We start from the raw sequence: 22,781 nt of genomic DNA, 5'->3' as shown, positions 1-22,781 counted from the left end.
TTCAGGCACACCACGATTGCCAGATTTGCCGGTAAACCGACTCGACGTGGCCGGCGAAGCGCGCGCCGTCCATCAGCGGCGATTGCTCCATGCGCGAACGTAGCGTTTGTCGCAAGCCAGCGAGACGCGGCAGGTTCGCGCCCAGTTCGACGGCAAGACGGACAAACGCGTCATCCGAATGCGTCGCCAGTTCGCTCAGGCCGAGATTAAAGAGCTGGCTCATGCCAGCGCGACCGACAGCGGTCTCTCCGACGCGCGTAATCACCGGCACGCCCATCCACAACGAGTCGAGACTTGTCGTGTGGCCGTTGTAGGGGAACGTGTCGAGCCCGATGTCGATCTCGTGATACGTGCGCAGGTATTCAGCGCGCGGGCGAAACGGGACGAAACGGACACGCTGAACGTCGATGCCCTGTCGTTCCATGCGTGCCGCAAGATTCTCGCGGGCCTTGCCGGCGGGCGCCATGAGCAGCAATTGCGCGTGTGGCACCTCGCGCAGCACCGCCGCCCACATCCCGAGCGTGCGGTCGGTCAGCTTGCAGGGGTTGTTCAGGCAGCCGAACGTCAGATGGCCGGCCGTCAGCGCGGGCAGTGCATTGACGACGGGTTGATCCGTCAACGGGTCGTAGCACCAGAACGAGTCCGGCAGGCGCAGCGAGCGTTCGCTGTAGAGATGGTCGTTGGAGGACGGGTCGAGGCGTGGATCAGTCAGGCGATAGTCGATCGCGTCCAGACCCGTCGTGCCGGGATACGCGAGCCATGCGACCTGCACCGGGGCGGCTTTGCGGGCGAACAGCAAAGGCCTGCCGTCGGCCATGTGCATCGCCAGATCGACGAGGATGTCGATGCCGTCCGCGCGGATCTGTTGCGCGAGGCGGCTGTCGTCGAGTCCGTGAACATCGCGCCATACGTCGGCGTAAGCGGCGATTCGTTGCGTCAGCGTGTCGGTCCGCTCGACGCTCGCATAGCAGTAGATCTCGAACTGATCGTGGTCGTGATGAGAAAGCAGCGGCGCCGTGAACAGAGACTGGCAGTGGTCACGAAAGTCCGGCGAGACGTAACCGATACGCAGCCGACGGTGAGCGTTGCGATCGTTCGCATGCGGCTCACGCGTCGTGCGCAGCGGCGCTTCGTGACGGGCTGACCAGCGGCGGCATTCGTCAAACGCGGCCTCGCCGTTTTCCGCCTGAAACGTCAACGCGTAGGCAAGGTTGCTGTGCGCGACCACGTTGTCGGGATCGCTCTGCACCGCGCGGCGATAGTGGACGATGCCTTCGTCGAGCGCGCCGCTGTCTTTCAGAACATTGCCGAGGTTGTTGTGCGACACCGAATGATCTGGATCGATCGACAACGCGGCTCTGAAAAGCGTCTCTGCATCGGCCGTTCTGTGCAATGTGCGCATCAGGTTGCCCGCGTTGTTGCAGGCCGCCACGAAGGCAGGGCGCGCCCGCAGCGCCGCATCGAACGCATCGAGCGCGGACTCGAATTCGCCCAGGTCCCTGCACACGTTTCCGAGGTTGTTGTACGCATCCGCGTGATGTGGGTCTAGCGCGATCGCGGAACGGTATTGCGCCTGCGCTTCGCGACGCTTTCCAAGCGCGTGCAGCGCGTTGCCAAGGTTGTAGGCGGCTTCCGGAAATTGCGGGTCGAGTGCGAGCGTGCGCTTAAGCAGGGTTGCGGCTTCGTCGAACCGACGTTGTTCGAGCAGCGCCACACTCAGATTGAGCAGGCTTGCCGGAGAGTCCGGCATAAGCTGCACCGCTTTGTTCAGGAGTGCGATTGCGTCATCGATCTGGCGGCGCATCTGCAGTAGCGTGCCGAGGTTCGTCAGGGCGCTCACGTAGTCGGGCTGCACGGTGAGGGCATGCCGGTAGCTGGCCTCCGCCCGTGCGGTATCGCCGAGTTGCCGTTGACAGTTGCCCAGGTTGTTCAGCGCATCGACGTGGGCAGGATCGAGAGCGACCACCGATTCAAAGGCTGCTGCCGCCGCGTGCGTGTCGCCACTCAGTTGAAGCGTGCTGGCGAGCGCAAACCACAGATCCGTGGAGGCGGCGTCTGACGCAAGTAACGTGCGGTAAGTTGAGACCGCTTCGTTGAAACGCTGCAGCGTCGCCAGTACCTGCGCGCGGGCGAAATGGTAGCGGGCTTCCTGCGGGGCGTGGGACAGCGCGCGGTCGAGCCATGCGAGTGCGTCGTCGTACGCGCCGCGTTGCAGCGCGAGCACGCCAAGACGGAACATGACGTCGGCTTCGGCGGGATGCTCGGCGAGGACAGTTTCATAGAGGTTGCGTGCGCCCGCGAGGTCGCCTGCAAGATGTCGCTCTTTTGCCAACGCCAGATGCTGATGGGTCAGCATGGATGTTTTGTCTCGTTCGGAAGGGAGTAGCGACGGGCATGTCCCTGTCCGCTTGAACGAGCAGCATATCGAGCGCCCCTTTCTGGACGTTTACCGTGGCGTTACCGTAAATTACTTACAGATAGCCGTTGGATGTAAGGGCGATGAGCGCGGGGGGCTGGGCTTCGGTGGTGGGTTTTTCGATGGTCGCTTACTGCTGTGATGGAAATGCACGAGCAGGAAAGCGCTGGGCAGGCAGCGGCCCAGAAGAAGGTTATTTAGCCCGTACCCGTCGTTACGCCTCAAGGCGCTTAAGCGGAAAGCTGGTAAAAACCTGCACAGTGCCTGCGCGGAATCCAGAAAGCAAAAAGCCCAGTCGCGATGACCGGGCTAAGTGCTTGATATCTTTGGTGGGGCGTGACAGATTCGAACTGTCGACCTACGGATTAAGAGTCCGCTGCTCTACCAGCTGAGCTAACGCCCCCAAACAGACTGCAAATTATGCACGAATCTCGATTACCTGCCTAGCCCCTTTCGCGGATTTCCTGAAAAAATCTATCGGACGGCTCCTGCAAGCGTATCGAGACCAGGCGCGTTGAATCCGCGCACCCGCTCCAGAACACTGACTCTCACCACGCCCGGTATGATGTCGCGACAACACGAACACGCCGCGCTTGCCAGCGCGACTCGAACCGGGGGCACACGATGGACGACAACGCAATCCGCGAACTGCTAGACCGCGTACTCGCGCCGTGGGTGCGCTCGCTCGCGCTGACGCCCGTCAAGGTCGACGAAGAGAGCGCCACGCTGCGTCTCCCGTTCTCCGGCGAGTTGCGGCATTCGGGCGGCGTGATCTGCGGCCAGGTCTTCATGGCCGCTGCCGATACCGCGATGATCGTCGCCATTTCGGCCGCGCTTGGCGCCTTCAAACCGATGACCACCGTCTCGCTCAACATCAGCTTCATGAAGGCCGTTCGCAAGGGCGACGTACTTGTCATTGCGCGCGTGCTGCGTCTCGGCCGCAATCTCGTGTTCGGTGAAGTCGAACTGCTCGATGAAGACGGACGGCTGGCCGTCCACGCCACCACCACCTACGCGCTGCTCGACTGAATCGGCCCGCGCTCATCACGTCGCACCGGGGGAATCAGTCACGATGTTCGATCAGGTCGTATTCGCCGGCGGCGGCAATCGCTGCTGGTGGCAGGCGGGTTTCTGGGACGTCGTCCAGCCCGAACTGCACATCAAACCGCGCGTCATCTCCGGTATTTCGGCGGGCGCGGCCACGGCGTGCATGCTCTATACGAACGAATCCAGCTGGGTGATGCGCTACTACGAGCACGCGCTGCGCGAAAACACGAAAAACGCGTACTGGGGCAACCTGCTGCGTGGGCAATCTGTGTTCCCGCATTACCGGATCTACCGTCAGGCGCTGCTCGATATTTATGGCGACCGTTTCGCGGCGCTCGCGAAGGCGCCGGAAATCCGCATTGGTGTGTCGCATCTGCCACGCTGGCTGGGCGCGCGTAGCGCCGTGGCAGCCGGGCTGATCGCGTACAACATCGAAAAATACGTCCGCAAGACGCTGCATCCGACGCTCGGTCAGACGCTCGGCTTCCATCCGGAATTCGTGCGCGCGCAGGATTGCGCGACGGTCGAGGATCTCGCCGACCTGATCCTGCAATCGTCAAGTACGCCGCCGTTCACCCCAGTTTTGCGACGCAACGGCCGCCCCGTGCTGGACGGCGGAATGGTCGACAACGTGCCGGTCGGCGCCCTCGACGAAACGCCCGGCATGGTGCTCGTGATGGTCACGCGGCTCTATCCGCGTCCACAGATGTTCGTCGTGCCGCACGGCACGCAGCAGCGTCTGTATGTGCAGCCGTCGCGCAAGGTGCCGATTTCGAGCTGGGATTACACCAGCCCGTCACAGATGCAGCACGCGTATAACCTCGGCCGCGTCGACGGCGAGCAGTTCCTGCAGCGCATGCCCGAACTGCTGGACGCCGCCGCTCACGACTGAACCGCGACGCGCCCATACAGACCTCGCACCGCGCACAAAAGCGCGAGGAGGCCGGCTTACCGGCGCCGTCCGCCCTGCAGCGCTTCGGGATTCGCGACACTCGACGTATCGCCTTCGTCGAATGCGAGGATGTTTTTGAACGCCGCGCTGAAGTACAGCTCGTAGCTATCCCGTTCGACATAACCGATGTGCGGCGTGCAGATCACGTTTTCCATCCGCAGCAGGCTGTAGCCCTGCAGGATCGGCTCGCTCTCGTACACGTCGATCGCGACCATGCCCGGCCGGTTGTGCGAGAGCGCGCCCATCAGCGCGTTATCTTCCAGCAGTTCGGCCCGGCTCGTGTTCACGAAGAGCGCGGTCGGTTTCATGCGCATCAGGTCTTCCTGCCTGACGATGCCGCGCGTGTCGTCGTGCAGACGCAGATGCAGCGACAGCACGTCGCTCTGCTCGAACAGCGCCTCGCGGCTTTCGGCGATGTTGTAGCCGTCTTCCTTCGCCGCTTCGCGCGAGTGTTCACGCCCCCAGATCAGCACGTTCATGCCGAATGCCTTGCCGTAGCCCGCAAGCAGGCGACCAATCTTGCCGTAGCCCCAGATCCCGAGTGTCTGGCCGCGCAAAACAGTGCCGAGCCCAAAGTTCGGCGGCAGCGCCGACGTCTTCAAACCCGACTGCTGCCAGGCTCCTTGCTTAAGGTTTGCCACGTATTGCGGAATGCGCCGCTGGGCGGCCATGATGAGTGCCCACGTCAGTTCTGCGGGCGCGATCGGCGAACCGCTGCCTTCCAGCACGGCGATGCCGCGCTCGGTACATGCGGCCATGTCGATGTGGCTCGATGCCTTGCCCGTCTGGCTGATCATGCGAAGATGCGGCAATTTATCGAGGAGTTGCGAGGTGATACGCGTACGTTCGCGAATCAGAACCAGCGCATCGACTTCGGACAGGCGGCTTGCAAGCTGGCCCAGTCCACGGACAGTGTTGTTGAAAACCTTGACTTCATGGTCGGCCAGCAACTGGAAGCAATTGAGCTTGCGAACGGCGTCCTGGTAATCGTCGAGGATGGCAATCTTCATGGTGTTGTGTTTTGCGGCGCACTTAATCGGCGCGGAACGGAGTGATAAGCTGAATGTCCCAACATGTGATTCGCACACATGCTGGTACTGCGGATTGAAGCCCTGTCGAACGGGGCCGGAATATCGACACCGTGTCAGGCAGGCAGAATTCACCCCTGTTTTTAACAGTTTGTTGCCAATCGATGCAAGCCGCTTTACAGACGGTTTCGAACAACAGGCTGGCAGGCCCACGACGTCATGCCCAATCAGGCGGGCCGGAACATCGGCGAAGCAGGATTGGACGCCTCTCGCAGCAGCGTTGCTGGGCTGGTTACCGTTTTTCTTTCAATAACAGAACGGAGACAGCTCGATGAATCATCCCGCATTCAACGGTCAGGCCGCCGTAGAGGCACCGGCCTGGATCAGACACCGGAAACTGATCGACTGGGTTCAGCGCGTCGCCGCGTTGACGAAGCCGGAACGCGTCGTCTGGTGTGACGGTTCGCAGGAAGAGTATGACCGGTTGTGCGCGCAGATGGTCGCGGCCGGCACGCTCAGGAAACTGAATCCGGCGAAGCGCCCCAACGCGTATCTCGCGTGCTCCGACCCGTCCGATGTGGCGCGCGTCGAGGATCGCACGTTCATCTGCTCGCAGCGCAAAGAGAACGCCGGCCCGACCAATAACTGGACCGAACCGGCCGAAATGCGCTCGACGCTCGATGGTCTTTTCGACGGAGCGATGCGCGGCCGCACGATGTACGTCGTGCCGTTTTCGATGGGGCCGCTCGGCTCGCCGATCGCGCACATCGGCATCGAACTCAGCGATAGCCCGTACGTGGTGACGAACATGCGCATCATGACGCGCATGGGCCGCCAGGTGTACGACGTGCTCGGCGAGGATGGCAACTTCGTGCCGTGCGTGCATTCGGTCGGCGCGCCGCTCGCCGCGGGTGCGAAAGACGTGCCGTGGCCGTGCAACGACACCAAATACATTGTCCATTTCCCCGAATCGCGAGAAATCTGGAGCTACGGCTCGGGCTATGGCGGCAACGCGCTGCTGGGCAAGAAATGCTTCGCGCTGCGGATCGCGTCGACGATGGGCCGCGACGAAGGCTGGCTCGCGGAACACATGCTGATTCTCGGCGTGACGTCGCCGGAAGGGCGCAAGTATCACGTCGCGGCGGCGTTTCCGTCGGCCTGCGGCAAGACCAATTTCGCGATGCTGATTCCGCCGGAAGGCATGAACGGCTGGCGCATCTCCACGATCGGCGACGATATCGCCTGGATCAAGCCGGGCAACGATGGACGCCTCTACGCGATCAATCCGGAAGCAGGCTACTTCGGCGTCGCGCCCGGCACGAGCGAAAAGACCAACTTCAACGCGATGGCGACGCTGAAGGAAAACGTCATCTTCACGAACGTCGCGCTGACGGACGACGGCGACGTCTGGTGGGAAGGCATGACCGACGAGCCGCCCGCACACGTGATCGACTGGCAGGGCAACGACTGGACGCCCGCGATCGCGAAGGAAACCGGCCGCAAGGCTGCGCATCCGAACGCGCGCTTCACGGCGCCGGCGTCGCAATGTCCTTCGATCGACGCCGAGTGGGAGAACCCGACCGGCGTAGCGATCGACGCGTTCATTTTCGGCGGCCGCCGCTCGACGACCGTGCCGCTCGTCACCGAGGCGCGCAACTGGGTCGAGGGCGTCTACATGGCTGCGACGATGGGCTCCGAGACGACGGCTGCCGCGGCCGGTCGGCAAGGCGTGGTGCGCCGCGACCCGTTCGCGATGCTGCCGTTTTGCGGCTACAACATGAGCGATTACTTCGGCCACTGGCTGCGGACCGGCGAGCGCCTCGCGCGCCTGAACGTGCAGATGCCGAAAATCTTCTGCGTAAACTGGTTCCGCAAGGGCGCCGACGGCAAGTTCGCGTGGCCAGGTTTCGGCGAGAACATGCGCGTGCTGCGCTGGATGGTCGGTCGCATCGAAGGCAACGCGAACGGCGCGGAACATGCGTTCGGCATCTCGCCGTCATACGACGACATCGACTGGAGCGGCCTGGATTTCACGCGCGAGCAGTACGACGAGGTGATTTCAGTCGACGATGCAGCCTGGCGCGAGGAGCTCGACCTGCACGCCCAGCTGTTCGATACGCTGGAGCGCGGCCTGCCGCCGGCATTGCAGGAAACGCGAACGGCATTGCGCGAACGGCTCACCGCATGACAGCATGACAATGTGAGCACCCGCTTCGCTGTTGCAAACCGCTCAAGCCGCCTACGGGCGGCTTTTTCATGTCCTGCATATGGCAAATTCTTGCCGCTTTCGAGGCACTTTCGACGGTTGCGCATAGCCTTTCGGCATTTTGCGCAATGATTGCTTCAACGGCGGCTTCCTCTCATTGTTTCTGACTGGGGAACAATCGAGAGAGGCATCTCACACAAAAGGGCACAATCGCATAAATTTTTATGTAATCGCTATGTTTCCAGGCAACTTCTGCAGGATTTCAGGAGTCGGAGGAGAATTCGCCATTCGCAGTTCGCTTCGCCTCCCCGGGAAGAAAAAAGCTGTAACACGCAGGAGTTGTCTTATGGATCATTTGCAGTCGATGCGAGTTTTCGTCAAGGTGGCGGATCTCGGTAGCTTTGCCCGCGCAGCTGGCGCGATGGATATCTCGAACGCTGTCGCGACCCGACATGTAGCCGACCTCGAAGGCCGGCTTGGCACACGGCTTCTCAACCGGACAACCCGTAGTCTCTCGCTGACCGAATCCGGTCAGGTTTATCTCGAACGCGCGCGCCAGATTCTCGACGAGCTGGAAGACGTCGAACAGATGGTGGTGGCGCGCAATCATGAACCCGTCGGCACGCTGCGCATCGTCGCGCCCGTGGTGTTCGGGCTGCACAATCTCGCGCCGGTGCTGCAGACGTACGCCGAGCGCTATCCGAAAGTCATCCCGGACGTCACGCTGGTCGACCGGCAGGTCGATCTCGTCGAAGAAGGGTTCGATGTGGGTGTCGTGATCGCGCGGCATATGCGCAGCGCGAGCATCGTCACGCGGCGCCTGACCACCGGCTGCATGACCGTATGCGCGACGCCGGCGTATCTGGAAAAGCACGGCACGCCGACGCGTCCCGAACATCTGGCCGAACACCCGTGCCTGAGCCTGCCGTCCGAATACTGGGGCGACGAGCGTGTCTTCACGGGGCCGGACGGTGAAGTGCGCGTGCGTCCGACGAACGTGATCGTCGCGAACAACACGGAGATGCTGCGTCAGTTCGCGATGCTCGGCATGGGCATCGCGATCCTGCCAAGCTATCTGATTGGCCGCGATACGACGCGCGGCAAGCTGGTGCGCCTCATGGGCGATTACCGTTTGCCGCAGGTCGAGATCAACATCGCGTACCCGAGCCGTCGACATCTGCCGGCGAAGGTACGCACGTTCATCGATCACCTGGTCGAGCACTTCAACCAGACGGCGAACAGCCAGCTGGGCGAGCAATGGATCAAGGACGGCCTGATGCGCCCGTCCGCGGCAGCGATGGCGCCTGCCTCGGATCGCATGCCACCCGAGGCGTTCGACGGCGCTGAGCCGCTGTCCAGCCTGCTGGACAGCGAAGTGCCCGCGGTCAAGCCGGTCAAGTCCAGTTCGCGGACGCGACCGACGGCGTTATCCCCGCTTTAAGTCACGCGGGCGTAGACGAAAAAAAGCGCAGCCTGATGGCTGCGCTTTTTTATTGCCGCGCGCCGCCGTGCAAAGCCGGCGTGCGCTGCATTGCCTACGAGCCGGTCTTGCGCGCGACAGCCTTTTTCGCGGGCGCTTTTTTGGCGGCCGCGGTTTTGGTTGCCGCGGCTTTTTTCGCGGGCGTTCTGGCCGCCGTTTTCCGTGCCGGTGCAGCCCTGGCTGTGACGCCTGCTTCCTGCGTTTCGGCCTGCGCGTCGTCGCTGGCGCCGGCTGCCTTTTTGGCCGCCGTCTTCGCGGCGGTTTTCGCTGAAGGTTCTTTCTTCTCGAACTCGAAGCCGATCTTGCCGTCGCTCTGCTTCACGAGGAACGCCTTGAAGTTGCGACCGGTACGCGACGACTTGAAGTTCGTCAGCAGATCGGTGCGCCCTTCTTCGAGCAGCTTCGACATCTGTTCGCGGCTGATTTCCTGTTGAAGGATCACCTTGCCCGAACGGAAATCGCAGGTTTTCGGATTCGCCACCGAGTTCTCGCAGACGAAGCTCATGCCGTGTTCGAACACACGCGCCTTGCACTTCGGGCAGGCGCCGACCGGTTCCTGCGCGGAGAAATCAGGCGGTTCGCCGTCTTCGCCGCCCGAATCCTGGCCGAAGTCGAATTCGAGCTTGTAGTTCTTCGTTTCGTCGTCGAACGAGAGCTTGAGGATGGCCGAGAACGGGCGTCCCATCTTGCTGCGAAAGCCCGAGAGCGGGCCGATTGTCTTGTTCTGCAGCAGTTCCTCGACTTCCGGAATCTCGAACTGACGGCCGCCCGGAATCTTGGAAATCGAGAACTCGCATTTCGTACACGCAAAGCGCCGGTAGTTTTCCTTGACCTGGCCGCCGCAATTCGGACACGGCGTCTCAAGCGTGGCGTAGTCGCCCGGAATCGTGTCCGAGTCATATTCCTTCGCGCGCTTGACGATTTGCTGCGTCATGCGCGCGATTTCCTGCATGAACTCGTCGCGCTTCAGGTGGCCGCGCTCCATCTGCGCGAGCTTGTGCTCCCACTCGCCGGTGAGTTCCGGCGCGGTCAGTTCCTCGACACCCAGGCCGCGCAGCAGCGTGGTCAGCTGGAACGCCTTGGCGGTCGGAATCAGATCACGGCCTTCGCGAATCAGATACTTTTCGCCCAGCAGACCTTCGATGATGGCGGCGCGCGTGGCCGGCGTGCCGAGCCCCTTGGCGGCCATCGCCTCGCGCAGCTCGTCGTCCTCGACGAGCTTGCCCGCGCCTTCCATCGCCGAAAGCAAGGTGGCTTCGTTGTAGCGTGCAGGCGGTTTGGTCACGAGCTGATGGGCCGCGACCTTGTCGGTCTTGACGTTCTCGTCCTTCTGCACGGGCACGAGGTTCGCGTCTTCACCGCCGATTTCGCGGCCGTAGATCTGCAGCCAGCCGGGCTCGACCAGCACCTTGCCTTCGGTCTTGAAGTGATGACCGACGACTTCCGTGATGCGCGTCGTTACCTTGAACTCGGCAGCCGGGAAGAACACCGCGAGGAAGCGCTTCACGACGAGGTCGTACAGCTTCTGCTCCGGCTCGGACAGCGCTTTCGGCGCCTGCAGCGTCGGGATGATTGCGAAGTGATCGCTGATCTTCGAATTGTCGAAGATGCGCTTGTTCGGCTTCACCCAGCCCTTATCGAGCACCTGCTTCGCGAACGGCAGATAGTTGTTGCTCTCCTTCAGCATGTCGAGCGTGCTCTTCACGGTCTCGATATAGTCTTCCGGCAGCGCGCGCGCATCGGTACGCGGATAGGTCAGCACCTTGTGCCTTTCGTACAGCGCCTGGGCGAGACCGAGCGTGTTCTTGGCCGAAAAGCCGAAGCGGCCGTTGGCTTCACGCTGAAGGCTCGTCAGGTCGAAGAGCGCGGGCGAGAGCTGCGTCGACGGCTTCGATTCTTCTGTCACCGTGCCGATCTGGCCGCGGCAGGCCGCGACGATCGTTTCGGCAGCTGGCACGCTCCAGAGGCGCGAATCGCGCTTTTCCGGATCGAACTCGTCTCGCTTGAATTTCGGGTCGTACCAGCGGCCTTCATAGAAGCCCGCCGAACAGACGAACTCGGCCTTCACTTCCCAATAGTCACGCGGCACAAAGCGGCGAATCTTCTCTTCCCGCTCGACGACGATCGACAGCGTCGGCGTCTGCACACGCCCGACGGTGGTCAGGAAGAAGCCGCCACCCTTGCTGTTGAACGCGGTCATCGCCCGCGTGCCGTTGATACCCACGAGCCAGTCGGCTTCCGAACGGCAGCGTGCCGCATCGGCGAGCGGCTGCATTTCCTCGTCGCTACGCAGACGGGCGAAGCCGTCGCGGATCGCGGCCGGCGTCATCGATTGCAGCCAGAGACGCTGCACGGGTTGCTTCGCCTTCGCGTGCTGCGCGATCAGACGGAAAATCAGCTCGCCTTCGCGCCCCGCGTCGCAGGCATTCACCAGACGGTCGATGTCCTTGCGCTTGAGCAGCTTCGTCAGCACCTTCAACCGCGATTCGCTTTTTGCGATCGGATTCAGGTCGAAATGCGGCGGGATGACCGGCAGATTGGCGAAGCTCCATTTTCCGCGCTTGACTTCGTATTCCTCGGGCGCCGCGATCTCGAGCAAATGCCCGACCGCCGACGACAGGACATAGTCATCGCTTTCGAAGTATTCGTCATGCTTGGTAAAGCCGCCCAAAGCGCGCGCGATGTCGTTCGCGACGGAAGGCTTTTCGGCGATGATCAGTGCTTTGGACATGACTGGGATGTGAGTATGTGGATCGGGTTTATGGCCCTTTAACGACCGCTTTATAGCACACGCCGCTGAAACGGCAATTCCTGTGCTTCAAAAAGCGGCTCTTCATCATTGAGCGCCCGCCAGTCCGGCAAGCGCGGCTCCCACGCCTGGGGGCGCCCTGAAAGCCTTGCTGGCTGCGCGTTTCGGCGCTTGATGCGGCCTTCTTCAGCCTTCTGGCGACCTGCCGCAATGTGTTTTCGCGCGGCTCAATCGCGCATCGGGCTGGCCTCCCGGCGACGTTTTCAGGCAACAGCCAGCGCTGGTCGCAGTTTAGGTGCGCCCGTGACACCCGCCAGCGCGGTGGACTCGGCCAGCATGCGTTCGACGATGCCCGCCTGTGGAAGCACGGTGCCGAAAAAGCGTGTCGTGCTGGCGTCTTCGATCAGGATCGTCGGGAAATTTTCCACGTCCAGATCGTCGAAGCGGTCCGCGTGCGTCTCGATATCGATCCACGCAAAACAGATGTCGGGATGGCGATCTGCCAGCCGGTCGAACGCGTCACGATACTCGCGGCACGTTCCGCACCACTGCGCGCACAGACACGCAACGAACAACGTGTCGCGGTCGTTGATACGCTCGGCGATCCGGTCCTGATCGGTGTCGAGATTCAGCGCGGGCATGGCGATTCCTTGCGTATTTATGTCAGATGCTTTGGCGCGAATGTAGCATGGCGCGCCGTCAGCTGTGGCTGGCCCGAACGAAGCGGCCGCCCGGTAACACGTTCAGGTGGCCTGCCAGTTCCAGCTGCAGGAGCGCGGCCTGCAACCTCGCCTCGCCCATTTCGGTACGCGTGGCGAGGATTTCAAGCGTGGCCGGCGAATGACCGAGCGCCTCGAGCAGTTGACGGGCTTCTGGCGCGAGCGAAGCCGGGATGCCCGAAGGCGCCCGAAGCGACGGCGCGCCCGTGGAAATCGCGAACCCGAGTTCTTCGAGCACGTCCTCCGGCGTCTCGACCAGTTTTGCGCCCTGCTTGATCATCCGGTGGCAGCCGCGCGAAAGCGGTGCGTGAATCGAGCCGGGGATCGCGAACACATCGCGTCCCATTTCGTTCGCGAGCCGGGCAGTGATCAGCGACCCGGAGCGCATTGCCGCCTCGACGATGAGCACGCCGCTCGACAGCCCCGCGATCAGCCGGTTGCGCTGGGGAAAATGGGCGGAGCGCGCCGGCGTGCCGAGCGGCCATTCCGACACGATGACGCCCGCCGCGGCGATCTGGTGCGCAAGCTGATGATTCGCCGATGGGTACACCACATCCGCTCCCGTTCCAATGACCGCGACGGTGCTGCCGGGTCCGGCGAGCGCGCTGCGATGCGCGGCCGCGTCGATCCCCAGCGCGAGCCCGGATACGACGGCGAGGCCCGCGTCCGACAGCGCCCGTGCAAACCTGCCTGCATCTTCGACGCCCTGCGGCGTCGCGCTACGGCTGCCGACCACGGCGACGCTTCGCGCGTGGAGCAGTTCGAGTTTCCCCTTTATATATAGCAGCGGTGGCGGATCGGGCATGGTCAGCAGCGACGACGGATAAGCCGGATCGCCCAACGTCAGCACCTGGTTGCCGGGCGCTTCGCGCCATGCGAGGGCCGCGGCGAGCTGTTCGTCGAAACCGGGCGCGGGCGGCGCGAGCACGGCCCGCGCGGACGCTTCACTGCTTGCCGCTGCGATTGCTGCGAACGGTTGACCAAACAGCGCCTCGGGAAGCCCGAAAGCATCGAGAAGCGTGCGCAGGACGGCGGGTTTGAGTCCACGTGCCAGCGAAAGCCGCAGCCACGCGGCGAGTTCGGCATCGGTCATCGGCAGGGTGCGCATTGCGTGTCAGTCCTTTACGGGCAGCGGCCGGGCGGTCGCCATGCTAAAATTTTCATCATCCGGAACAAAAGCAGCGCCGCGCCCGCCCGCGCGTGCCTTTCAGTCGTGCGTCCAGTCCTGTGTTGAATCGAACTGGTTCGACCGCAATCCTCCGTATAAGCCGATGAGCCCACAAGCTGGCCAGATGGCCATGTATGAGGCCCGGTCCGGTATCAGACTGGAAGCGGCCGTGACGCGCAGCGCTCACTCACTCTCATCAAAACCATGGCTTTACTGAACATCCTCAACTATCCCGACAAGCGCCTGCACAAGATCGCGAAGCCCGTCGAAGCGGTCAACGACCGCATCCGCCGGCTGGTCTCCGATATGGCCGAGACGATGTATGCGGCACCGGGCGTCGGCCTTGCGGCAACGCAGGTCGACGTGCATGAACGCGTGATCGTGATCGACGTGTCTGAAACGCACGATGAACTGCAGGCTTTCATCAACCCGGAAATCATCTGGTCGAGCGACGAGAAGAAGCTTTCCGAAGAAGGCTGCCTGTCGGTGCCCGGGATCTACGACGACGTCGAGCGTGCCGAGAAGGTGCGTGTGCGTGCGCTGAACGAGAAGGGCGAGACGTTCGAACTCGACTGCGAAGGCCTGCTCGCCGTGTGTATCCAGCACGAAATGGATCACCTGATGGGCCACGTGTTCGTCGAATACCTGTCGCCGCTCAAGCAGACGCGCATCAAGAGCAAGATGAAAAAGCTCGCGCACGCGATGTAACGCGTTCCTATCCCGCAAAAGCCCCTGTACATGAGCCATTCGCTGCGCGTCATTTTTGCCGGTACGCCGGAATTCGCCGCCGCGGCACTTGCGGCGATTCACGCGGCCGGATTTCCGGTGCCGCTCGTTCTGACGCAACCTGATCGCCCCGCCGGCCGCGGCATGAAACTGCAGGCGAGCCCGGTGAAACGTTTCGCGCTGGAACATGGCCTCGATGTCGCGCAGCCGCCGTCGTTACGCCGGAACGGTAAATATCCAGTCGAAGCCAGCGCCGCCATCGACCAGTTGCGAGCAACCCAACACGACGTCATGGTCGTGGCCGCGTACGGACTGCTACTGCCGCAGGAAGTGCTCGATATCCCGCCGCACGGCTGCGTCAACATTCACGCGTCGCTGCTGCCGCGCTGGCGCGGCGCGGCGCCGATCCACCGTGCGATCGAAGCTGGCGACGCCGAAACTGGCATCACGCTGATGCAGATGGACGTCGGCCTCGATACCGGCGCGATGATTTCCGAAGCCCGCACGCCCATCTATCCCGACGACACCACCGCAACGCTGCACGAGCGGCTCGCGCAGGCTGGCGCCACCTTGATCGTCGATGCACTCGTGGAACTCGAGCGCTCGGGCAAGCTGACGTCCACTCCGCAACCCGCCGACGGCGCAACGTACGCCGAAAAGATTGCAAAGCACGAAGCGGCGCTCGACTGGCGGCGTCCCGCCATGGAGCTTGCGCGTCAGGTTCGCGCGTTCGACCCGTTCCCGGGCGGCGTGGCGACGCTCGAAGACGGCACCGCGCTTAAAATCTGGGCCGCGGAAGCACTCGATGCCGCTGGTTCAGCGCGTGAAGCTGCGCCCGGCACGATCGTCGAGGTCTCGCCGGAAGGCGTGGTCGTCGCGAGCGGCGCCGGCGCGTTGCGCCTCACGCAACTACAGAAGCCCGGCGGCAAGCGCTTGCCGGTGCGCGAGTTTCTCGCGGGCTCAACCCTTGCCGCAGGACAGCGTCTCAAGCTGCCCGAAGCGCAGTAAGCGCTGCGCCTTCCGCGCTGCGGCGCCCTGATTTCCTCGTCGTTCAGGCAGGATCGTAACGCCGCAGGTGTCGCCGCACCATATGCCGTTCGGCCAGATCTCGCTGCCTCCTCGCGGCGCGTTAGAATCGTTTGTGCATTCCGCACGCGTCCGAGGTTTCAATGTTTGGCATCACTCATTTCGCTTTTTTCGTCGTCGCGGTTTTCCTGCTGAACATAACGCCCGGCCCCGACACGGCTTATATCGTCGGGCGCAGCGTTGCGCAGGGCCGCGGCGCAGGGCTGATGTCGTCGCTCGGTATTTCGGCTGGGTGCTGCGTGCATTCGCTGGCCTGCGCGTTCGGTCTGACCGCGCTGCTTGCGGCGTCGGCTACGGCTTTCACCGTCATCAAGTTCGTCGGCGCGATCTACCTGATCTATCTTGGCGCACGATTGATCCTTGCGAAGCCGGCGGCAGAGTCGCCCGATGCGGCGAAGACCGCTCCTTCGCGCGCGCCCGGCGCGCCGAAATCGCTGCGTCAGCTTTTCCTGCAGGGCTTCTGGACGAACGTGCTGAACCCGAAGGTCGTGCTGTTCTTCGTGTCGTTCTTTCCGCAATTCGTCACTGTGGATAGCGGACACAAAACGCTGGCGTTCCTGGCGCTTGGTGTGGTCTTCGTCGCGATGAGCATGGTCTGGAACAGCTTCGTCGCATGGATCGCCGGCAGCGTGACGCAGCGCTTTTCCGGCAAGCCCGGTGTGAAGAAGTGGCTCGACCGTGGCGTGGGTAGCGCGTTCGTCGGTCTGGGGATCAAACTCGCCACCGCGTCACGCTGATTGAATTTTCCTTGCGCGCCCATATCTAACAAATCACTTACAATCGACCGCCGCACTCGGCGGCTTCATAGGTGAACCCGGATTCGGGCAAGGAGTACAGGAAATGTTTAACTGGGTGAAAACCGCGATGCTGATGGCCGCGATTACGGCCCTTTTCATCGTGATTGGCGGCATGATCGGCGGTTCGCGAGGCATGATGCTCGCGTTCCTGATCGCCGTCGGCATGAATTTCTTTTCGTACTGGTTCTCGGACAAGATGGTGCTGCGCATGTACAACGCGCAGGAAGTCGACGAAACCAGTGCGCCGCAGTTTTACCGGATGGTCCGCGAACTCGCCACGCGCGCGGGCCTGCCGATGCCCAAGGTCTATCTGATCAACGAAGACGCGCCGAATGCCTTCGCGACGGGCCGTAACCCTGAGCACGCAGCAGTGGCGGCGACGACAGGCATTTTGCGGGTGCTGTCGGAGCGCGAAATGCGTGGCGTGATGGCGCACGAACTGGCGCACGTGAAGCACCGCGACATCCTGATTTCGACGGTGTCGGCGACGATGGCGGGCGCGATTTCGGCGCTGGCCAACTTCGCGATGTTCTTTGGCGGGCGCGACGAGAACGGCCGCCCGTCGAACCCGATCGCGAGTATCGCCGTGGCGATTCTGGCGCCGATTGCCGGCGCGCTTATCCAGATGGCGATTTCACGTGCGCGCGAGTTCGAAGCGGATCGAGGCGGTGCGCAGATTTCCGGGGATCCGCAGGCGCTTGCGTCGGCGCTCGAGAAGATTCATCGCTACGCGAGCGGTATTCCGTTCGCGACTGCCGAAGCCCATCCGGCAACGGCTCAGATGATGATCATGAACCCGCTCGCCGGCGGCGGCATCGCGAACCTGTTTTCCACGCACCCGGCCACTGAGGAACGCGTGGCGCGTCTGATGGAGATGGCGCGAACCGGGCGCTTCGAATGATTTGACGCGAGCGCACCCACTTCGGATGAAATGAACCGAAGGGGTACGCTTGCAGGACGGCATTCGCGTCCCACAGCCCGAGGGGCGAGCCGGCAGGCTCGCCCTTTTCGATTCAACACCCAGACAACCCCGCACGTACAACCCGCCCGCACCCTGGCAAAGCCCCCAGGCACGACACAGGCAGGCAACCTCAAACACATCCGGATCGCACCCGCCCGTGGTTGCCGGCCCGGCGCCAGCGGCGCGCCACGCTACAATGTCTCTTTTGCGCCACGCCGCCTGTGTGGCTCGTCTCTGTCTGATCCATGACTGCCAAGCCTTCCGAGCGACCCGTTTCATCGAAATCCCCTCGCCCGCGCGAATCGCGTCTGTCGATGTTGCATCTCGCGCCTGAGTCGCTGGGCTTTGCGCTCGATTGTGCGGCGCAGGCCGTCGGCGCCGTGCGCCTCGGCGCCGCGCTGCCGGCCGCCCTGCAAAGCGTTTTCGTCTCCGCGCCTGAAGGTGCTGCCGCGCGCGGCGCGGTGCAGGACATCGCGTATCGAACAATGCGTCGTCTCGCCACCGCCGATGCGCTGATCGCACAGCTCGTGCGCAAGGCGCCTCCGCCGCACGTCGGCCACATGCTGGCATGCTCGCTGTCGCTGCTTGTCGACGAGGAAGAATCGGCCGCGTACACGCCGTTCACCGTTGTCGATCAGGCCGTCAACGCGATCGGTGCGCGCCGCGAGTTTGCGTTCGCGAAGGGACTCGTCAACGCGGTTTTGCGCCGCTTCCTGCGCGAGCGCGAAGGCCTGCTTGCGACGGTGCAGACCGACGACGTCGCCCACTGGAACTACCCGCAATGGTGGATCGACGCCGTCAGAAGCGCATGGCCGGACGACTGGGCGGCGATCCTTGCCTCCGGCAAGGAGCAGGGACCGCTGACACTACGCGTGAACGCGCGCCGTTCGACCGTTGCCGATTATCTGAAGGTGCTGGGCGAGCATCACATCACGGCGAGCGCGGCCGGCGAGCATGCGGTACGTCTCGATACACCCATGCCGGTCGACCGCATTCCGGGTTTCGATGAAGGCGTCGTCTCGGTGCAGGATGCCGGCGCGCAGCTCGCCGCGCAATCCCTCGGCGTGCAAAACGGCATGCGGGTACTCGATGCGTGCGCGGCGCCTGGCGGCAAGACCGGGCATCTGCTCGAACTCGCCGATATCGAACTGATCGCGCTCGAAAGCGATGCGTCGCGCGCGCGGCGCATCGGCGAAAATCTTCAGCGCCTGAATCTCGAAGCCGAAGTGCGCATCGGCGACGCCGGCGATCCCGCGAAGTGGCATGACGGCCAGCCGTTCGACCGGATACTTGCTGACGTGCCGTGTTCGGCATCGGGCATCGTGCGACGGCATCCGGACATTCGCTGGCTGCGTCGCGCGAGCGATATTCCCGCGCTGGTTGCCGAGCAGCGGCGCATTCTCGAAGCGCTCTGGCCGCTCGTCAAACCCGGCGGCGAACTGCTTTACGTGACGTGCTCGATCTTCCCCGAAGAGGGCGAGTTGCAGGCGCAGTGGTTTGGAGGCAATCACCAAGATGCGGTACGATTGGACGCGCCGGGGCAGCTGTTGCCCAAGGTCGCCCGCGCGCAGGCCAGTTCGTCAGGCGCGCCGCGCGCCGGGCAGGACACCGACTTGAATTCAGACCACGACGGATTTTTCTACGCGCGCTTTCAGAAACGGTGACCATCAAACGCTTCTTCCCGCTTCGGCTCGCGGCCGTACTCTGGATTGCGCTGGCCGTTTGGCTGGGCACGGCCGAATCCGCGCGCGCCGACTCGATCGCCGTGCAGCGTGCATCGTTGCAGGCCGACGGGAGTGGCTGGAATCTCGACGCGCGTTTTGAATTCGACTTGAACAGCAATCTTGAAGACGCCGTCAACAAGGGCATTCCGCTCTACTTCACCACCGATTTCGAGCTCAGCCGCCCGCGCTGGTACTGGTTCGACGAGCAGCCGGTCAATGTTTCGCAAAGCATCCGTCTGTCGTTCCAGCCGCTCACGCGTGAATATCGCGTGTCGTCGGGTGGCCTTCAGCTTGGCTTCAGCACGCTGAAGGACGCGCTCTCGGTGATCAAGCATGTCACGTCGTGGCATGTGATCGACCGCAACGAGGTCAATGTCGGCGAGACGTATAACGCGTCGGTCCGCATGCAGCTCGATGTCGCGCTGATGCCGAAGCCGTTCCAGATCGACGCGGTCAACAACCGCGACTGGAATCTCTCTTCGGACTGGAAGCGCTTTACCTTTACGGTGACTGAACGTGCTAAATAAAGTGCGCCATGCCACGACCACCAGCATCACCGGACTCATCGTCCGCGTGCTGGTGTCGACGGTCGCCGTCACCGCTGTCCTGCTGCTCGTGCTGCTTGCGGCCGCGAGCGCGAACACCGAATTCTTCGATCGCTACTATCAGTGGCTGTACGCGGCGAACGTCGCGGTCGCGCTGATTTTCATGCTGATCGTCGCGGTGCTCGTCGTCGTGATCATCACGCGATTGCGTAAGGGCAAGTTCGGCACGCGGCTCCTCGCGAAGCTCGCGTTCTTTTTCGCGCTCGTGGGCGTCGTGCCGGGCGGGATCATCTACATCGTGTCGTACCAGTTCGTGTCGCGCAGCATCGAATCGTGGTTCGACGTCAACGTCGAAACGGCGCTCACGTCCGGTCTGAATCTGGGACGCGGCATGCTCGATGCATCGCTGTCCGATCTGCAGACGAAGGGCCGTCTGATGTCCGAGCAGCTGGCGAGCACCGGAGCGGGCAGTACGACGCTCACGCTGCTGCGTCTGCGCGACCAGTTTGGCGTGCAGGAAGCGCTCATCGTCGAGCCGGTGCGCAGCATGTCGGGCGCGACGCCGGACATGCACGTCGTCGCGCAGGCGTCGGGCAATTACGCGTCGCTGGTGCCGAACGATCTGCCCACGCTGCTCATGATCGACCAGGCGCGCGGCCGCGGCTTCGCCGCCATCGAAGGCGAAGTGGACGGCGATCCGAATCTGCGCGGCGCGAAGGGCGCGTTGCGTCTGCGCGTCGTGCAGCGCATTCCGGATTCGAACGCGGCGTTGCTGCAACCGGCCGAACGCTTCCTGCAGCTCACGGTGCCGGTTTCGCCGTCGCTCGCGCGTAACGCCGATGCCGTGCAGCGCGCCTATCGCGAGTATCAGGAAAAGGCGCTCGGGCGTACGGGGCTGCGCAAGATGTACATCGGCACGCTGACGCTTGCGTTGTTCCTCGCCACCTTTATCGCGATGATGCTGGCGCTCGCGCTCGGCAACCAGCTCGCACGGCCGCTGTTCCTGCTCGCGCAAGGCACGAAGGAAGTGACCGAGGGCGACTACACGCCGAAGCGCGAAATCAAGTCGCGTGACGAACTCGGCTTCCTCACGCAGTCGTTCAACGCGATGACGCGCCAGCTTTCAGAGGCGCGCGCGGCGGTTGAGAACAACCGCATCGCACTCGAACATTCGAAGGCGTATCTGGAAAGCATTCTTGCGAACCTGACTGCAGGCGTTTTCGTATTCGACCGGCGCTTCCGGCTGACCACGGCGAACCGCGGGGCGGAGCGCATCTTCCGTCAGCCGTTCCAGCCGATGCTTGGCTCGCCGCTGGATCATATCGGCGTGCTCGACGAATTCGGCGCGATGGTGCGCAAGGCGTTTGCCGATCGCGAGGCGGCGAGCGGTGACGGACACGGTCACGGTCAGGACGATCGTGGGCACTGGCAGCAGCAGGTATCGGTTCAGGTGGCCGGCGAAGCTGAACCGTTGACGCTGCTGGTGCGCGGCGCGCGGCTCGTCGCGGCTACCGATGGCGACGCGCAGGATGCGCAGACGTCCGGCTACGTGGTCGTGTTCGACGACATATCGGACGTGATCTCGGCGCAGCGTTCGATCGCGTGGGGCGAAGTCGCGCGGCGGCTCGCGCACGAAATCAAGAATCCGCTGACGCCGATCCAGCTTTCCGCTGAGCGCTTGCAGATGAAACTCGCCGACAAGCTCGCGCCGTCCGACGCCGACGTGCTCAAGCGCGGCGCGACCACGATCGTGAACCAGGTCGCCGCGATGAAACAGATGGTCGACAGTTTCCGCGATTACGCGCGCACGCCGCCGGCGGTGCTCGCGAATCTGCAGCTCAACGATCTCGTGAGCGAAGTGCTCACGTTGTACGGCATCGAAGAAGGCAAGAGTGCGATCGAAGTGGAACTCGGCGCGCATCTTCCGGTGATTCGCGGCGATGCGACGCAATTGCGCCAGGTGATCCACAATCTGTTGCAGAACGCGCAGGACGCAGTGGCCGACGTCGAGCATCCCCATGTGGTGCTCGAGACGCGGACAGTAGAATATGGCGATCCCGATGCAGAAGGGAAAGCGGGTGTCGCGGTGCGTCTGACTGTCTCGGACAACGGTCCGGGCTTCTCCGCCCGCATTCTCACGCGCGCTTTCGAACCATACGTGACGACCAAGGCCAAAGGAACAGGTCTTGGTCTTGCCATGGTCAAGAAGATCGTCGACGAACACGGCGCGCGAATCGACATTCGCAACCGCATGAAAGCGGGCGATGTGGTCGAGGGCGCGCAGATTTCGATACTTTTCCTTCAAATGGCAGACGATGCGGCGGCGCCGGACGCGGGGCCACACGGCACGCATGGCGACGCATTGCAGGGAACGACAAAAGCAACCGTGCAGACAAGGGCAGCGTAAATGGCAACCATCCTGGTGGTAGATGATGAAATGGGCATCCGGGAATTGCTCTCGGAGATCCTGAGCGACGAAGGGCACGTCGTGGAAGCTGCGGAAAATGCGCAGGAGGCGCGTGATTTCCGTCTGCGTCAGGCGCCGGATCTCGTGCTGCTCGACATCTGGATGCCGGATACCGATGGCGTCACGTTGTTGAAAGAGTGGGCCGCGCAAGGGCAACTGACGATGCCTGTGATCATGATGTCCGGTCACGCGACGATCGACACCGCGGTCGAGGCCACGCGCATCGGCGCGCTCAATTTCCTCGAGAAACCGATTGCCTTGCAGAAACTGCTGAAAGCGGTCGAGCAGGGTCTTGCGCGCGGCAACGCGGCGCCCGCCGCCGGCGGCGTGGTGGCGAAACCCGCGGTGCCCGCGGGCATGTCGATGGTGGCTTCGGCGGCCGCACTGCCGATGCTTTCCGGCGACAGCATGATCGGCAGCGCACTGCCGGCGCAGACGGCGTCGATTTCGTTCGATATTCCGCTGCGCGATGCGCGTGACGCCTTCGAACGCGCTTACTTCGAATATCATCTCGCGCGCGAAAACGGCAGCATGACGCGCGTCGCGGAGAAAACCGGGCTGGAACGCACGCACCTGTATCGCAAGCTGAAGCAGCTCGGCGTCGACCTTGGCAAGAACAAGAGCGAATAAGGCCGGCCATACGCCATCCCGATAAATTTCATCAAGGGACTTGAGGCGGCCTGCCCACTTTGATATACTTTCGCTTCTTC

The 22,781-nt window shown here is 63.0% G+C and carries 17 protein-coding genes and 1 tRNA gene; 12 read left to right on the top strand and 6 right to left on the bottom strand.

Annotated elements, in window-relative coordinates:
- Nucleotide 1: 1 nt before the first annotated feature.
- Together LPA37_RS19430 and LPA37_RS19425 are read right to left on the bottom strand one after the other, a co-directional pair.
- Nucleotides 2-2,356, bottom strand: a complete 2,355-nt coding sequence (locus tag LPA37_RS19430; protein WP_229013377.1) for a tetratricopeptide repeat protein — start codon at nucleotides 2,354-2,356, stop codon at nucleotides 2-4.
- A 387-nt stretch (nucleotides 2,357-2,743) separates the two neighbouring features.
- Nucleotides 2,744-2,819: transfer RNA gene (locus tag LPA37_RS19425), tRNA-Lys, on the bottom strand.
- Nucleotides 2,820-3,040: 221 nt separating this feature from the next.
- Between LPA37_RS19425 and LPA37_RS19420 the strand changes: the two genes are divergently transcribed.
- On the top strand, nucleotides 3,041-3,445 hold the full coding sequence (locus LPA37_RS19420; RefSeq protein ID WP_228980030.1) for a PaaI family thioesterase: 405 nt from the start codon (nucleotides 3,041-3,043) through the stop codon (nucleotides 3,443-3,445).
- 43 nt (nucleotides 3,446-3,488) lie between these two features.
- Nucleotides 3,489-4,355, top strand: a complete 867-nt coding sequence (locus tag LPA37_RS19415) for a patatin-like phospholipase family protein (protein ID WP_228980031.1) — start codon at nucleotides 3,489-3,491, stop codon at nucleotides 4,353-4,355.
- 56 nt (nucleotides 4,356-4,411) lie between these two features.
- Here LPA37_RS19415 and LPA37_RS19410 read toward each other — a convergent pair whose 3' ends face one another.
- A complete protein-coding gene (locus LPA37_RS19410; protein WP_228980034.1) occupies nucleotides 4,412-5,425 on the bottom strand; it encodes a D-2-hydroxyacid dehydrogenase family protein in 1,014 nt (337 codons plus the stop codon).
- Between the two features lie 349 nt (nucleotides 5,426-5,774).
- Here LPA37_RS19410 and LPA37_RS19405 point away from each other — a divergent pair, with 349 nt between their 5' ends.
- Together LPA37_RS19405 and LPA37_RS19400 are read left to right on the top strand one after the other, a co-directional pair.
- A complete protein-coding gene (locus LPA37_RS19405) occupies nucleotides 5,775-7,631 on the top strand; it encodes a phosphoenolpyruvate carboxykinase (GTP) (protein WP_229013376.1) in 1,857 nt (618 codons plus the stop codon).
- Nucleotides 7,632-7,995: 364 nt separating this feature from the next.
- Nucleotides 7,996-9,090, top strand: coding sequence for a LysR family transcriptional regulator (locus LPA37_RS19400; protein WP_229013375.1), 1,095 nt, complete (start codon nucleotides 7,996-7,998; stop codon nucleotides 9,088-9,090).
- Nucleotides 9,091-9,184: 94 nt separating this feature from the next.
- On the opposite strand, the gene LPA37_RS19395 is transcribed toward LPA37_RS19400, so the two are convergent.
- The 3 genes from LPA37_RS19395 to dprA form a co-directional block, all read right to left on the bottom strand.
- Nucleotides 9,185-11,860, bottom strand: a complete 2,676-nt coding sequence (locus LPA37_RS19395) for a DNA topoisomerase III (protein WP_229013374.1) — start codon at nucleotides 11,858-11,860, stop codon at nucleotides 9,185-9,187.
- Nucleotides 11,861-12,141: 281 nt separating this feature from the next.
- Nucleotides 12,142-12,519 (bottom strand): thioredoxin family protein, encoded by a 378-nt coding sequence (locus LPA37_RS19390; protein ID WP_229013373.1) that lies wholly within the window; start codon nucleotides 12,517-12,519, stop codon nucleotides 12,142-12,144.
- Between the two features lie 58 nt (nucleotides 12,520-12,577).
- Nucleotides 12,578-13,705, bottom strand: a complete 1,128-nt coding sequence (gene dprA, locus LPA37_RS19385; RefSeq protein ID WP_229013372.1) for a DNA-processing protein DprA — start codon at nucleotides 13,703-13,705, stop codon at nucleotides 12,578-12,580.
- Nucleotides 13,706-13,969: 264 nt separating this feature from the next.
- Between dprA and def the strand changes: the two genes are divergently transcribed.
- The 8 genes from def to esaR all read left to right on the top strand — a co-directional run bounded on the left by def (nucleotide 13,970) and on the right by esaR (nucleotide 22,701).
- Nucleotides 13,970-14,473: a peptide deformylase gene (gene def, locus LPA37_RS19380; RefSeq protein WP_228980045.1), complete on the top strand. Its 504-nt coding sequence runs from the start codon at nucleotides 13,970-13,972 to the stop codon at nucleotides 14,471-14,473.
- 30 nt (nucleotides 14,474-14,503) lie between these two features.
- Complete coding sequence (fmt, locus tag LPA37_RS19375; RefSeq protein ID WP_229013371.1) at nucleotides 14,504-15,499, top strand: methionyl-tRNA formyltransferase; 996 nt, start codon at nucleotides 14,504-14,506, stop codon at nucleotides 15,497-15,499.
- 161 nt (nucleotides 15,500-15,660) lie between these two features.
- On the top strand, nucleotides 15,661-16,314 hold the full coding sequence (locus LPA37_RS19370; RefSeq protein WP_229013370.1) for a LysE family translocator: 654 nt from the start codon (nucleotides 15,661-15,663) through the stop codon (nucleotides 16,312-16,314).
- A gap of 103 nt (nucleotides 16,315-16,417) precedes the next feature.
- Nucleotides 16,418-17,275, top strand: coding sequence for a zinc metalloprotease HtpX (htpX, locus tag LPA37_RS19365; RefSeq protein WP_228980051.1), 858 nt, complete (start codon nucleotides 16,418-16,420; stop codon nucleotides 17,273-17,275).
- Between the two features lie 305 nt (nucleotides 17,276-17,580).
- Entirely contained in the window at nucleotides 17,581-18,999 is a 1,419-nt protein-coding gene (rsmB, locus tag LPA37_RS19360) for a 16S rRNA (cytosine(967)-C(5))-methyltransferase RsmB (RefSeq protein ID WP_229013369.1), read from the top strand.
- Entirely contained in the window at nucleotides 18,996-19,586 is a 591-nt protein-coding gene (locus LPA37_RS19355) for a DUF4390 domain-containing protein (RefSeq protein ID WP_228980053.1), read from the top strand. Before rsmB ends, LPA37_RS19355 begins: the two co-directional genes overlap by 4 nt.
- Nucleotides 19,576-22,011: a sensor histidine kinase gene (locus tag LPA37_RS19350; RefSeq protein WP_228980054.1), complete on the top strand. Its 2,436-nt coding sequence runs from the start codon at nucleotides 19,576-19,578 to the stop codon at nucleotides 22,009-22,011. Before LPA37_RS19355 ends, LPA37_RS19350 begins: the two co-directional genes overlap by 11 nt.
- Nucleotides 22,012-22,701, top strand: a complete 690-nt coding sequence (esaR, locus tag LPA37_RS19345) for a response regulator transcription factor EsaR (protein WP_228980055.1) — start codon at nucleotides 22,012-22,014, stop codon at nucleotides 22,699-22,701.
- The last annotated feature ends 80 nt before the right edge of the window (nucleotides 22,702-22,781 follow it).

The sequence above is a fragment of the Paraburkholderia gardini genome, from assembly GCF_907164545.1.
GTDB classification, from domain to species: domain Bacteria; phylum Pseudomonadota; class Gammaproteobacteria; order Burkholderiales; family Burkholderiaceae; genus Paraburkholderia; species Paraburkholderia gardini.
Note: the sequence above shows the minus strand (reverse complement) of the source record. Positions and strands in the feature narration are given on the sequence as shown.